General features: G+C 40.9%; 12 protein-coding genes. 7 read left to right on the top strand and 5 right to left on the bottom strand.

What is annotated here, in order from left to right; genetic code table 11:
- Window positions 1-196 precede the first annotated feature (196 nt).
- The 3 genes from ACYSNU_RS14395 to ACYSNU_RS14405 all read left to right on the top strand — a co-directional run bounded on the left by ACYSNU_RS14395 (window position 197) and on the right by ACYSNU_RS14405 (window position 3982).
- Complete coding sequence (locus ACYSNU_RS14395) at window positions 197-2002, top strand: heavy metal translocating P-type ATPase (RefSeq protein WP_461737882.1); 1806 nt, start codon at window positions 197-199, stop codon at window positions 2000-2002.
- Between the two features lie 383 nt (window positions 2003-2385).
- Window positions 2386-3249 (top strand): SDR family oxidoreductase, encoded by an 864-nt coding sequence (locus tag ACYSNU_RS14400; RefSeq protein ID WP_461737883.1) that lies wholly within the window; start codon window positions 2386-2388, stop codon window positions 3247-3249.
- Window positions 3250-3352: 103 nt separating this feature from the next.
- Window positions 3353-3982, top strand: a complete 630-nt coding sequence (locus tag ACYSNU_RS14405; RefSeq protein WP_461737884.1) for an NAD(P)-dependent oxidoreductase — start codon at window positions 3353-3355, stop codon at window positions 3980-3982.
- A gap of 58 nt (window positions 3983-4040) precedes the next feature.
- Here the strand turns inward: ACYSNU_RS14405 and ACYSNU_RS14410 are convergent, their stop codons facing one another.
- The gene (locus ACYSNU_RS14410; RefSeq protein ID WP_461737885.1) at window positions 4041-4739 is read right to left on the bottom strand and encodes a helix-turn-helix domain-containing protein; all 699 of its coding nucleotides are present in this window, start codon (window positions 4737-4739) and stop codon (window positions 4041-4043) included.
- Between the two features lie 193 nt (window positions 4740-4932).
- Between ACYSNU_RS14410 and ACYSNU_RS14415 the strand changes: the two genes are divergently transcribed.
- Both ACYSNU_RS14415 and ACYSNU_RS14420 read left to right on the top strand, forming a co-directional pair.
- The gene (locus ACYSNU_RS14415; RefSeq protein WP_265458933.1) at window positions 4933-5271 is read left to right on the top strand and encodes a GNAT family N-acetyltransferase; all 339 of its coding nucleotides are present in this window, start codon (window positions 4933-4935) and stop codon (window positions 5269-5271) included.
- A 19-nt stretch (window positions 5272-5290) separates the two neighbouring features.
- Window positions 5291-5491, top strand: a complete 201-nt coding sequence (locus ACYSNU_RS14420; RefSeq protein ID WP_461737886.1) for a hypothetical protein — start codon at window positions 5291-5293, stop codon at window positions 5489-5491.
- 86 nt (window positions 5492-5577) lie between these two features.
- Here ACYSNU_RS14420 and ACYSNU_RS14425 read toward each other — a convergent pair whose 3' ends face one another.
- Window positions 5578-5928 carry a cyclophilin-like fold protein gene (locus ACYSNU_RS14425; RefSeq protein ID WP_461737887.1) on the bottom strand — a complete coding sequence of 117 codons (351 nt, stop codon included), beginning with the start codon at window positions 5926-5928 and terminating at the stop codon, window positions 5578-5580.
- A gap of 350 nt (window positions 5929-6278) precedes the next feature.
- Between ACYSNU_RS14425 and ACYSNU_RS14430 the strand changes: the two genes are divergently transcribed.
- Window positions 6279-7556, top strand: coding sequence for an MFS transporter (locus ACYSNU_RS14430; RefSeq protein ID WP_461737888.1), 1278 nt, complete (start codon window positions 6279-6281; stop codon window positions 7554-7556).
- Window positions 7557-7626: 70 nt separating this feature from the next.
- Here the strand turns inward: ACYSNU_RS14430 and ACYSNU_RS14435 are convergent, their stop codons facing one another.
- The 3 genes from ACYSNU_RS14435 to tyrS all read right to left on the bottom strand — a co-directional run bounded on the left by ACYSNU_RS14435 (window position 7627) and on the right by tyrS (window position 10841).
- Complete coding sequence (locus tag ACYSNU_RS14435) at window positions 7627-8517, bottom strand: deoxyribonuclease IV (RefSeq protein WP_461737889.1); 891 nt, start codon at window positions 8515-8517, stop codon at window positions 7627-7629.
- Window positions 8518-8587: 70 nt separating this feature from the next.
- Window positions 8588-9487 carry an AEC family transporter gene (locus ACYSNU_RS14440; protein ID WP_461737939.1) on the bottom strand — a complete coding sequence of 300 codons (900 nt, stop codon included), beginning with the start codon at window positions 9485-9487 and terminating at the stop codon, window positions 8588-8590.
- A 91-nt stretch (window positions 9488-9578) separates the two neighbouring features.
- A complete protein-coding gene (gene tyrS / locus ACYSNU_RS14445; RefSeq protein ID WP_461737890.1) occupies window positions 9579-10841 on the bottom strand; it encodes a tyrosine--tRNA ligase in 1263 nt (420 codons plus the stop codon).
- A 448-nt stretch (window positions 10842-11289) separates the two neighbouring features.
- Here tyrS and ACYSNU_RS14450 point away from each other — a divergent pair, with 448 nt between their 5' ends.
- On the top strand, window positions 11290-13764 hold the full coding sequence (locus ACYSNU_RS14450) for a transglycosylase domain-containing protein (RefSeq protein ID WP_461737941.1): 2475 nt from the start codon (window positions 11290-11292) through the stop codon (window positions 13762-13764).
- Window positions 13765-13771 lie beyond the last annotated feature (7 nt).

Raw genomic sequence — 13771 nt, forward strand, 5'->3', positions numbered from 1 at the left:
GCCGCAAAAGAAAAGCGATTTTCAAAAAAAGCTGCGAAAAAATCTGAGGCTTTTTGATTTCATTATAATAATTACAAAATAATCTTCTTTAAAATAGATTGTTAATGATTCTCTTTTTCATTTAAATGTTTTTGTTATCAATTAAAAATTCTAGGTGCTACACTTAATTTACAAAATCAAATGAGAAGGTGTCTGCATGAGTAATTTTAAAAAATTCATCGTGACTTTAATCGCTGGCGGAATTGCCTTGGCGGCGGAATTTATTTTTCAACAACCAACCATTGCCTACTGGATTGTGGTTCTTGTGGGTGGGGTCACAACAATTTCCATGTTTATCGGCATGATTGAAACGCTCCGCTCAGGCAAATACGGTATCGATATTTTAGCTATCACGGCGATTGTCGCCACCTTAGCTGTCGGGCAGTATTGGGCCAGCTTGATGGTCTTGATTATGCTGACCGGCGGCGATAGCTTAGAAGATTATGCTTCTGGTCAAGCCAGTCGTGAGCTGCGTTCTCTTTTAGATAATTCGCCGCAGGTTGCCCATCGCCTGAAGGGAGATACTATTGAAGATATTGCCGTAGAGGATGTAGCTGTTGGAGATTTGCTTTTAGTTAAACCAGGTGAACTAGTGCCGGTTGACGGTATTGTGACAGAAGGCGAGTCCGCCGTTGACCAGTCTTCTTTAACTGGCGAATCCAAACCGATTGATAAAAAAGTTAATGATGAATTAATGTCCGGCTCCTTAAATGGCGATGCCGCATTGCGTTTTAAAGTCACTAAAGCCGCCGCCGACAGTCAATACCAAACTTTAGTTAAGTTGGTCAAAGAATCTGAGGCGAAACCCGCCCACTTTGTTCGCTTGGCAGATCGCTACGCTGTGCCTTTTACGATTGTTGCCTATCTAATCGGTGGCGTCGCTTGGTTTGTTTCAAAAGATCCAGTGCGTTTTGCTGAAGTGTTAGTTGTCGCATCTCCTTGTCCGTTAATTTTAGCGGCTCCGATTGCCTTAGTTGCTGGCATGAGTCGTTCTAGCCGCAACGGAATTGTCGTAAAAACCGGTACCACGATTGAAAAATTAGCCAGAGCGCAGAGCATTGCCTTTGATAAAACTGGTACCTTAACAGAGGGCAAACTTTATGTCGATCAGATTCAGCCAACTTCGACAAGTATTTCTGCTGAAGATTTATTTCGCTTAGCAGCCAGCGCTGAACAAGAATCCACCCATATTTTAGCCCGCTCGTTGGTAGCCCACGCCAAAGAACAGCAAGTTTCTTTATTGCCGGTACAAAATTTAGAAGAAGTGACGGGAGCAGGAATTCAGGCTACGATTAACAATCAGGAAATTAAAATTGGCAAAGCCGATTTTGCAGCGGCGACCGATTCAACAACTGATTTAACAACCGATCAAACGGTTGTCTACATTGCATTGGATAATCACTATGCCGGTTACATCACCTTTAGAGATATCGTTCGACCTGAAGCCAAAGCAACGATTCAAAACTTAAAACAATTAGGTCTGCAAAGAATTCTGATGCTAACCGGAGATGGTCCTACAATTGCCAATGAAATTGGTCAAGAAGTTGGCATCACTGAAATTCATTCAGGCTGTCTGCCCCAAGAAAAAATTGCGGTCATTCAGGATTTGACCCAACACGTTTCCCCTGCCGTTATGGTGGGCGATGGTGTGAATGATGCGCCAGCTTTGGCGATGGCCGACATCGGTATTGCCATGGGGGCTCATGGTTCGACAGCTGCCAGTGAAAGTGCCGACGCTGTCATTTTAAAAGACGACTTAACTAGAGTATCAGAGGCGGTGCGTCTTTCTCAAGACACGATGAAAATTGCTAAACAATCGGTGCTGATTGGGATTTTTATCTGTGTTGTGCTGATGCTGATTGCTAGTTTTGGTGTGATTCCTACTTTAGTTGGCGCCATTTTACAAGAATGTATTGACACGATTTCGATTTTATCTGCCTTACGAGCTAGAAAAGATCGCTAAACTGTGGCTGTGACATTCGTTTTACGAACAGATGGACTCTCGAAATATATTGTATTTGTCTCTGCGGTCCAGTAGGTCTGCAAGACAGAAAGTGCGAGTGCGGTCTATTAGCCTTCGTCGTAAATTTTAAAAATTTGCTGGTGCTCACTAGATATTTTTCGGAAAAAATCCATTCCGTTGTAACTAAGGTCACAGCCTCGTCGTAAAAAATTTAAAGCAAAACGAAGTTGAACTTCCCTTAAAAAGTTGGCTCAAAGCTGATGATTCAGGGAAGTTTTTTTGATTTTTACTTTAATTGGAATTTTTTTGACAATTAGACGAACGGCTTTTTTGTATTTTAAAAATAAAACTGTAAGCTTAAAGTAGTGAAAGGACTGATTCGGATGAAAAAAATTGCCTTAGTGACAGGTGCCAGTTCTGGAATGGGCTTGGCGACTGCAACTGCCTTAGCAAAACAGAATATTCATGTCGTGATGTTGATTCGGAATTATGCCAAAGGACTGGCTGCTTTAGCTCAGGTCAAAAAAGAAAGTGGCGGTAGTGCTGAAATTTTGCAGGCTGATTTAGGAGATTTGCAGAGTCTAGAGCGTTTGGCACATAAATATCAAGCAGAGCACAATCAGCTGGATATTTTAGTGAATAACGCCGGCGTGTTGCCACCAAAACGCCAAGAAACCCAAGACGGCTTTGAAGAAATGTTTGCTGTCCATTTTCTGGGGCATTTTGCCTTAACTAATTTATTAATGCCACAGCTCCTACATGCTCCCCAGGCACGGATTGTCAATGTCGCCTCGCTTGCTTATCGTTTTGGCGAGATTAATTTTACTGATTTAAATAGTGAGAAACATTATTCCTTTGTTAAAGCCTATAGTAATTCCAAATTGGCTGTCCTTCTCTTTACGGAAATGCTAGCTAAACGCTTGCGTTTCACGCAAGTAACTGCCAACAGTTTGCATCCGGGAATTGTTAACACCAGTGTCACCAGTCGTTTTGGCGGTGACTATTTAGCAGCGGCCCCTTTTATTTCCAAGGTGTTTTTAACTCCGGAAAAAGGCGCGGCAACTGCGATTAAACTGGCAACTGATTCTGCTTTATTCGCTGTCTCTGGCAAATATTTTGACCAGGGGCGACGCCGCAAACTCGCAGCCAAAGCCACCGATTTAAATACGATGGAACGTTTGTGGTCAGTCAGTGAAAGTTTAGTCCAAGAAATTTTACCGGACTTTAAGGCCGTCTATCAGCCGTGAGATTTTATTTCTAGCAAAATGTTTTACCAAAAGACCCTTTGCTTTACTTAAATTTTTTTCTTCCCTACAATAAAGACAAAGCTTTATTTAAGGAGGAATTATCATGAAAATAGCTCTAATCGGTGCCACTGGTCACGCCGGATCAGAAATTTTAAAGGAAGCCGTCAACCGGAATTTAGATGTCACGGCCATCGTCCGCAGCCCTGAACGCTTAAAGTTGGATGTCCCTTATTTAAAAAAAGATTTATTTGCCTTAACGCAGGAAGATTTAGCCCCCTTTGATGTGGTGGTTGATGCCTTTCGTGCCCCAAATGGTCATGAAGAGCTCCACAAAACTTCCGTTGAACATCTTGTAAAAATCTTAACGGGCACTAAAACGCGACTGCTAGTAATTGGCGGAACCTCTTCGTTATTTATCAATGAGAACCGCAGCGAACGCATGATTGACGGCGTTGACCCTAGTGCACCATTTTATCCGACTGCCTTCAACATGTATGAAGCTCTTGTCGATTTGAAAAAAGCGAGTGACTTAACTTGGACTTATATTTCACCGGCAGCCTACTTCAATCCAAACGGAACCCGGACCGGTCACTATCAACTGAGTGATGACCGCATGAAGATGAATAGCCAAGGTCAAAGTGAAATCAGTATGGCGGATTATGCCATCGCCATGGTGGATGAAATTGAAAAACCACAGCATTTAAACGAGCACATCAGTGTCGTGAGCCAATAAAATAAAAACCGCTTAGCTTTCTAGCCTTTTTTAACGGGCTGTCAGCTAAGCGGTTTTTTTATGACAATAGCGGCTCAGCTTCTGCTAACAAGCCCTCTGCATTTAATAAACCATAATCTTTTTTCGAAATAGCCAAGACTGGTGTTTCTGGAAAATCCGCCTCAATTTTTTCCTTTGCGTTTCCATAAGTCGGCATCAATAAAATAAGATCGGCCTTTGGTCCTTCTGCTTTCAATGTAGCAGCTGAATGGGCCCTAACCTGATAATTTTTCCCAGATTTATTACTTAGGTTTTGCATTTTAGTGGCTAAAAATTGGCTGTACATCAAACCGTCCTGCGTAAAATCAACATTGATATCAAAAATTGTTATCTGTTTCGCCTGCTCCTGTGTCTGGGTCGTGTTCGTTGTTTTTTCCATTTTCTGTCTCCCCTTCTTGCCAAAAAGCTTTTCCAAAATCGTTGGCGGTTTTTGACCGAGGAGTTCATCCACCGAAACCTGAAAATAATTACTTAATGCCAACAGCATTTCTAAATCAGGATAACTTTTATTGTTCTCCCATTTCGAAATAGCCTGAGGGGTGACATGTAAAATTTCTGCCAATTGTTTTTGCGTCAGCTTTTTGGCGCTGCGTAATGTTTTAATTTTTAGGCCTAATTCCCTCTTCAGAATACCTCCGGGTTGTACGCCTGGCAATTGAGCAGTCGTTGAGTGCCTGATTTTTGCACTTAACTGCTGGTTGAGTTGTTGAATTACCAAGCTTTTTCTTATTTTCAGTATAACAAAGCGAAGCAAACTTTTGCTATGCCCCCCACATCGCAATTACCATTAAACTTAGAAAGATAAAAACCTGCTGAAAATAAAATGAAATTTTTCTGAGCATTCCTATTGACTTCGAGTCCACTCCAACTTGTACACTATAAACATCAACAGCCAAGAAAGGATGAAGACGATGCTATCTATCCAATTAACCACACCGTTAAGCAAAGATTTTTTTGAAGCAGTCTCCCTCAGAAAACAAACCAGTCCCAATAAAATTAATTATTTGAAAGAACAAAAGTACATCACCTTTGTCGCCAGATACCAACAGCAAATTGTCGGCACCGCCTCTTTACAGATTTTTACCAATTCAATGGGACGAATTCGTGAAATTGCCGTCACTCCGGATTTTGAAAATAAATTTGTCGAACAACGGCTAATCCGCTTCATTGAAGATTTCTTAACTAACCGCAATAGCGGCAATAGGCCAATTCTATTTGGAAAAAAGGCTTACCTGACGCAGGCCGTCTAACTAAAAAGGAGCAACTACTATGACTGAAAGAAAAACTAGAAACTTACTTGAAGAAGAAAAAATCAAAATAGAATTAGAATTAAAAAACCAATACTATGGCGCCTTTGTCTCAAATGTTTTACACGATTCCCATCTACAGGCACTAAAAGTTAATCCTCAAGCTGATTCTGCTGAAAAAAATCAGTCAAATCAGCCTGAGACTGAAAAAATAGCTTGTTAAAGGATAAAAAACGGCCAGAGCATAAAAATACCGCCACCAAAAAATAGATTTTTGGCGGCGGTACAACGCTAAGGCCGTTTTTTTGTTTATTCAATTACTTTATTCAGTAACATTTCTGGTTCGTGATCCAGTGCTTGCCAAGCCTGCTTGGTGTTGCCTAATTTAATCAACAGCCGATCTTTTGGCAGCTTTTGACTCTTGGTAAACAGCCACAGACGTAAATTGGCCGGTTCATAACATAAATCACCGGCGCTCACCTCTTCAATCACCCGACCATTTTGGGAGATGGCGTTGGCCTGTGCTCGGAATTGTGCTTGACAATCTTTTTCAAAAAAGATTGTTGCTGGACTGGTGGCGATAAATTCAGCCACACTTTGACTATCCAATAATTCTATAGGTAACTTTTGCTGGCCGATATAAATATTTGTTTGTGCCATCGCTGCAAAACTCCTTGAACCTCTTTATAAACTAAGGATACAACTTGAAGTGAACTCTAAGGCAAGTATTTTGCTGCAAAAAAATAAAAAAATTATTGCAGCTAAAATAATCTAGTCTACTATGTGTCTCACAGACTAAGAAAAGTGCACTCATGAAGATGGCGGCTTCTTATACAAAGGAGCCAAAAAAATTTCCCCCTCTATCTAAGCCAAGCCTTTTTATTTTTTTCAAGGAGAAACCAGCAAAATTTTTATTTGTGCCAAAAATTCTACTACTTCTTTTTTAAAAGAGCTTTCTCAAAGGCTTTTGGCTGTGCTAAACTTGAATTAATTCACCTAAGGAGTTCTTTATGGAAACTAATTTTGATTTAAAGGGTTGGCGCAAAAATTTTTATATCTTTTTAAGCGGGCAATTTCTTTCTGGTATCACCAGTATGATTGTCCAATATGCAATCATTTGGTATTTGACCCGGGAAACAGGTTCGGCAACAGTTTTAAGCTTGGCTACCTTATTAGGTATGCTGCCGATGGTTTTGCTTTCACCTTTCGTCGGCCCTCTAATTGACCGTTGGGATAAAAAACGTCTGTTAATCATCACAGATATTGTAGTGGCAATTTTTGCCATTATTTTGGCTATCACCGGCACTTTGGCAAATCATTTTCCCTTGTGGCTGGTCTTTGTTTCCCTGTTGATGCGCTCGGTGGCCCAAACGTTTCAAATGCCGACAATTCAATCCATTTTGCCCACGATGGTTCCAGAAGATCAGCTGACCAAAGTCAATGGTCAATTAGGCATGGTCCAATCCGCCAATTTTATTATCGCTCCTGCCTTAGGGGCTTTTCTCTACGCTGTTGTGCCGATAAATCTTTTAATTTTGTTGGATGTATTGGGTGCGGTTTTCGGCGTCAGTCTGATGATTTTAGTGCGCATTCCTAAGGTTGTCTCGCAGGGAGAAAAAATTCAGCTTTTAGCGGACACTAAATTTGGTTTTCAAAAACTTATCAGCAATCGCGGGCTGTGGTACATCACGTTAATTGGTGCGGCCTTCACGTTAATTTATATGCCGGCTGCCAGTATGTACCCGTTGATGACCATGCAATATTTTAATGGCACCGTTGGTCAAGCGGGTTTAGTTGAAGTGATTTATTCGGTGGGGATGCTCTTAGGCGGCAGTCTAATCGGCTTTTTTGGAAATTGGAAAAATCGGATGCTGCCGGTGTTAATTTCTTATATCGTAATTGGTGTCACGACTGGTTTAAGCGGTATTTTACCGGGCAATCAAACGGGCTTTTTATGGTTTGTCGGATTAAACGCTTTTGCTGGCATTGCCACACCATTTTTTAACACGATGTTGATGGCGATGATTCAGCAAAGCTATCCAGCCGCCCAATTAGGCCGGATTTTAGGCGTTTTAAATTCTTTAATCAGTTTAACCGGACCCGTCGGTTTAATTTTTGCTGGACCTCTGGCGGATTTTTTAGGGGTAGAAAAACTGTTTATGATTGCCGGGATTGGCACACTTATCTGTGGTGTAGCAACTTGGCTCGTCCCGGCCGCTCGTAATTATGATCGTCAACTACAAAAAAAATTGGCCGAAAATTCCTCCTTGAAAGATTCGCCTGAATAAAAAAACGAACTGCTTTTGTTAACCGACCTTATTTTTAAGGTTGGCGATAACAAAGCAGTTCTTTTTTCTATTAACTATTCATAATCTTTTCTAATAAATCGGGATCAAAGGTTTGTTCTTTGAAACTTTCAATTTCAAATTTATATGGAGCTTTTTTATTTTTTTTATCTTCGCCGACATAAGGAGTTTCCAAAATTTTAGGAACGTCGCTAAATTTCTCATGGTGGACAATTTTATTCAGTGCATCAAAGCCAATCGTGCCAAAACCGATATTGGCATGGCGATCCTTGTGGGAGCCCTGAGGATTTTTTGAATCATTGATATGCAAAACCTGCAGGCGCTCCAAACCAATCACCTTATCAAATTCAGTTAATACACCGTCAAAGTCTTCTTTGATATTATATCCGGCGTCATTGGTGTGACAGGTATCAAAGGTCACGGATAATTTTTCATTTAATGTCACACCGTCAATAATTTGTGCTAACTCTTCAAAGGTGCGGCCGACTTCCGTCCCTTTACCAGCCATCGTTTCTAAAGCAATTTTAGCTTTTTGATCCTTCGTCAAGACTTCATTTAAACCTTTAACAATTTGCTGAATCGCCGCATCCGGACCAGCACCCACGTGGGCTCCTGGATGCAAAGTAATTTGTCTGGCACCTAATGCTTCGGCCCGTTCAATTTCAGCCCGCAAAAATTCCGTTGCAAAACCAAAATTTTCCGGCTTAATTGTATTGCCTAAATTAATAATATAGGGAGCGTGCACCACAATATTGGAAAGATTATGCTCTTCCATAAAAGCTTCGCCAGCGGGAATATTCATTTCATCGATTGCTTTTCGGCGGGTATTTTGTGGCGCTCCGGTATAAATCATAAAGGTACTAGCACCATAACTAGCTGCTTCTTCAGCTGCCCCTAAGAGCATTTTTTTGCCGCTCATACTTACGTGTGATCCAATTAACATCTTGTCCTCCATTTTTCTGCTTTTCATTTAGACTAACCAAAAACCTGCTGCAACTCAACTTTTTTGTCTGCTAAAGTAAAATAGTTAAAGCGCCGGTCATCAGTGCAAAACTGATTAGAAAACTAATTGAAGAAGCAAAGCCAACCGCCTCAGCCTTCATCCCAGCCGCTACTGAATTAATTACCCCGAAAGTCGGCACTGGACCTAGACAAAGCAGACACAAAACTGTTTTCATCATGGCAGGAATCGGCAAAAGAAAAATAATTATTGCCATCACAATGCCGCCACCATAACGAGTAGCTAAAACCTTTACGACAATTTTTTGATAAGCTTTCGGTAAGACCAATTCCAGATACAAGCCAATCATCAGCATCGATAAAAAGGTATTGGCACTGCCAGCAACTTCTGTTACCGATAAAACAAATGCTGGTAAATTAATCGACAATAAGCGAATCAGTAACATCAAAACATAAGTTGTAAAAGGAACAGAAGCAAACAGACGTTTTAAAATCTTCAACAAAGAAAAATCATCTTTGACCTTCTCCAAACGATCGATAAAAATCGTCGTTCCACCAGAAAGCATAATGCTGTTGCCGATATCAAACATCGCCAGATAAGGGACCGCCACCGGCAAAAAGCTTTGAATAAAGGGTAGAGCAAAATTGCCGATATTGTAACCAGAACTGCTGAACATCACAAAGCGTCGTTCCGCTTCTAAAGGTTGCTTGCGGGTAGTTACATAGCCAACCAAAACCATCAGACCATTAAACAAGAAGCCTATTAAAACTAAAATTAACAACCCTTGTTCAATCACCAAAGTCGACATATTGGTAATCACCGCAGCCGGCAGTGTCAAATTAATAATAATTTTTGAAATGATATCGCCGTCTCGTTTGGCTAACAGATTCCAGCGTTTTAATAAATAACCAAAAATAATAATGGTAAACAACGCAAAAGCGTTCATTAACACAACAGCCAAAATATTCTCCTCCATATAATAGAAAAAGCTGGGAGTTAAAATTCCCAGCCTTTTTTCTTCTTAAGCGACACTCATCTGCTTTTTAAAATTTCAATAGGAAATATTTTTTCTTTCCTCGACGAACAACAGTGAATTGACCGGAAATTTTATCGCTGTCGGCTAGCTGATAAGCTAAATCAGTTTGGCGTTCACCGTTAAGGTAAATCGCACCGTTTTGAATATCTTCTCTGGCTTGACGTTTAGAAGCTTCAATCCCAGAAGCAATCAACAAATCAACTAAGTTCAAACTCTCATCAGTTTGCACTTCATAGCTTGGCACGTCTTTAAAGCCTTGTTTGATTTCCTCAGCTGTTAACCCTTTGATATCTCCACTGAAAAGAGCTTCTGAAATATGAACCGCTTGTTCGTAGGCCGCTGGGCTGTGAACTAAACTCGTCACCTCTTTGGCTAGAGCTTTTTGAGCAGCTCGGCCTTCTGGTGCAGCTGTAAACTCCGCTTCAATTGCGGCAATCTCAGCCAAACTCAAGAAAGTGAAATATTTCAAAAATTTCACGGCATCCCGATCATCGGTATTAATCCAAAATTGATAAAATTCATAGGGAGAGGTTTTCTCGGCATCAAGCCACACCGCATTGCCCTCTGTTTTACCAAATTTTGTGCCATCTGCTTTGGTGATTAACGGCATGGTCATGCCAAAGCCTTGGACTTCTTTTTCCCGGCGTAATAATTCAATTCCAGAAGTGATATTGCCCCATTGGTCACTGCCGCCTAATTGCAACAGACAGCCGTGGGTTTCGTATAATTTTAGAAAATCATAAGCTTGTAATAATTGGTAAGCAAATTCAGTGTAGGAAATTCCGGTTTCAATTCGGCGCTTCACACTTTCTTTACTCATCATATAATTAATCGTAAAATTTTTACCGACATCCCGTAAAAATTCAATTAAACTAATTTCACCTAACCAATCATAGTTATTGGCCACCAGTGCTGGATTTTTTTGATCTTCAAAATCAATAAAACGTGACAGCTGATCTTTGATACTAGCTGACCAGTTTTTGACAGTATCTAAGGTGTTCAACTGACGCTCTTGGTCTTTAAATGACGGGTCTCCAATCATACCAGTACCACCGCCAACTAAAGCAATCGGCACATGGCCATTTTGTTGGAAACGACGCAAAGTTAAAATCGGTAATAGATGCCCGATATGCAAACTATCAGCAGTCGGGTCAAAGCCGATATACAGCTTGACAGACTCTTCGTTTAATTGTTTTGTTAATGCTTCTTCATCGGTGACTTGATGAACCAAGCCCCGCAGCTTTAATTCTTCAAAAAAGCCTGAACTCATGTTGTTTCCTCCTAATTTAGCTAAGTTATTAATTTTTGGTAAAAGTTTGTGGCTATTGCCGTTGTTTCTAATAGAAAATTACTGTCTTGCCTTGGCCTTCATCAGCCGGTTCTTTTCGTTAGAAGCTTGGTAATCGGTCAGTGTGAACCAAACAGCAATCGGCGAAAATTCTACTAGTCGACTCTTAAAACCCGCTGAAACCGTCTGAAAAACGGTTCTACAAAAGATTTTAGCCACGCTGTACATACTTATTCATATTAACTGAAATAGCGGTGAAATAAAAGGGCAAAGTCTAGAATCTAGCGGGAAAATGCGATTTTTTTTTGGAATAGACCTATTTGTCCGCAAACCTATTCATTTATTTTGATTTTTGCTATAATACCATGAAGACTTTTATTTACTTTTCGGGAATTCTCAAGTCTTTGCAAGGAGGGAAAAGCTTTTGCCAATGGATCATGAGCAGCAGCAACAGCTCAAAAAAGTTGAAAAAAAAGCTGGGTTTATTACAAATGTGACACTAGGCATCTTCCAATCACTTTTTGTCTTTGTGATTGTCATTCTTTTGTTTCTAGGCGCATTAGGAGCAGGAATCGGGGCTGGTTATTTCGCCTCGCTAGTAGCAGATACCAGTTTAATGGAACGGGATGATTTTGACCGGGCCTTTGGAAATATCACGGAGACATCTTATTTAAATTATGCTGATGGCAGCCAGATTGCCACCATCAGTTCAGATTTATTAAGAACAACCGTTTCATCAGAAGAAATTTCTACCTTATTAAAGGATGCCATTGTCAGTGTCGAGGATGAAAATTTTTATGAACACTCCGGCTTTGTGCCAAAAGCCGTTTTGCGGGCTTTGATTTCTGAAGTTACTGGCTTAGGTTCCTCTGGTGGTTCAACTCTGACGCAACAATTGATTAAGCAGCAAGTCTTAACGGATGAAACGACCTTTGACCGAAAAGCCAATGAAATTTTATTGGCGGCTCAGGCCGAAAAATTTTATACCAAAGATGAAATCGTCACAACCTATTTAAATGTTTCACCCTTTGGCCGTAATAATCGTGGTCAAAATATCGCCGGCGTTCAAGAAGCCGCAGAAGGCATTTTTGGCGTCAGTGCAGCTGAGGTCAACTTAGCCCAAGCCGCCTTTATTGCTGGCTTGCCTCAAAGCCCGATTGTTTACAGTCCTTACACGCAAGGCGGTGCTTTGAAGGAAGATTATTCAGCTGGATTAGAACGCAAGGACGAAGTATTATTTGCGATGTATCGAGAGGGTTTGATTTCAGAAGCGGATTATAATGATGCTAAAAATTATGATTTGGCTGCTGACTTTTTACCGCAGGCCACTGCCGAAACTGATGATCGAGATTTTCTTTACTATTCGGTGATGGATGAGGCTATCAATGTCTTAGCTGAGCAGTTGGCTTTAAATGATGGTTTGTCCGAAACAGACTATCAAGAATCAACTAATATGAATCAATATTTAACCAGAGCCGAACGACAAATCGAAAATAACGGCTACACGGTTACTTCAACAATTGACCAGTCGTTGTACGACTCCATGCAACAAGCAGCCGTTGATTACGGCTACATGCTTCAAGATGGTTCCGGCAATGAAGTTCAAACGGGAACCGTTATGATGGACAATACCACCGGAAAAATCTTAGCCTTTCTCGGTAGTTTAGATTATTCCACAAATCAAAATAATCATGCCCTAACCACTCAACGGCAGCCGGGTTCGACAATCAAACCGGTCTTAGCCTATGGTCCCGCCGTCGATCAAGGATTGATTGGGACCGAATCAAAAATTGCCAGTTATGAAGTTAAGTATAAAACTATCGATCAACCAATTGAAAATGCGAATGGTGTCTCAGGTGTGGGCAATTTTCTATCAACCCGTGCTGCCTTACAAGCTTCAGACAATGTTACCGCCTATCATACTTACCAAGAAATTCAAGATACTTTAGGCGCTAATTATGTCTATGAAAATTATTTATCAAAAATGAATTTTCCTGACAATGGCGACTGGAACACGGAATCTGCTCCATTGGGTACCTCAATTGTTACTGTTTTGGATATGGTAAATTCTTATCAAACATTAGCAAACGGCGGTAATTATCTAGAAGGTTATCTAGTGGAAAACATTGTCGACAATGCCGGCAATGTGATTTATCAGCATCAAGCCGATCCTGTGCAAGTGTACAGCCAGTCTGCCGCTTCCATTATGAATAATTTAATGGAAAGCGTCATTACAGCAGCTCAGACGACATCCTTTAAAGGAATTTTAACCGGTTTAAACTCGCCAATTGGTCAAGCTGATTGGGCCGGAAAAACCGGGACTACAGAGGATAATACCGATTCTTGGTTAATTGTGCAGACACCGGCGATTACCATTGGCAATTGGTCCGGTAAAGATGACAATAGTGCCCTCTATGGCTACTCTGGCGTTAGGAGCGGTAACTTTTTAGCCTATATGGTCAATCGCCTTTACCAAACCAATAGTACGGTCTTTGGCGCTGATCAGAAATTTTCTTTATCCTCTGATGTTCAATCTGTTCAGGTTTCAGATGTGACGGGTTTAAGAAAAGGCAACTTTACCTATGAGAACAAAAGTTATTCAGATCCCGGCAGCTTAGTTACCTCACTGTGGGCATCAGGAGCCACTATCGCCAATAGTCGTTATAACTTTGGCATTGGCGGCACCACAGAAAACTATCAAAGTTATTGGGCGCAGCACAATGCTAGTTCGACAACCTCGTCTTCAGATTCTAGAAGTAGCGGCTCTAACTCGAATAATTCAGCTACTACAGATAATGATAGCGATGATGCTGATAGCGACAACGACACGGGAACGGATAACAATAATACCGATGAAGAAACCCCTGCAGATGATACAATCACTGAAGGGAATAATACCGAATAAACAAAAA

This window comes from Enterococcus sp. LJL120 (assembly GCF_054871765.1).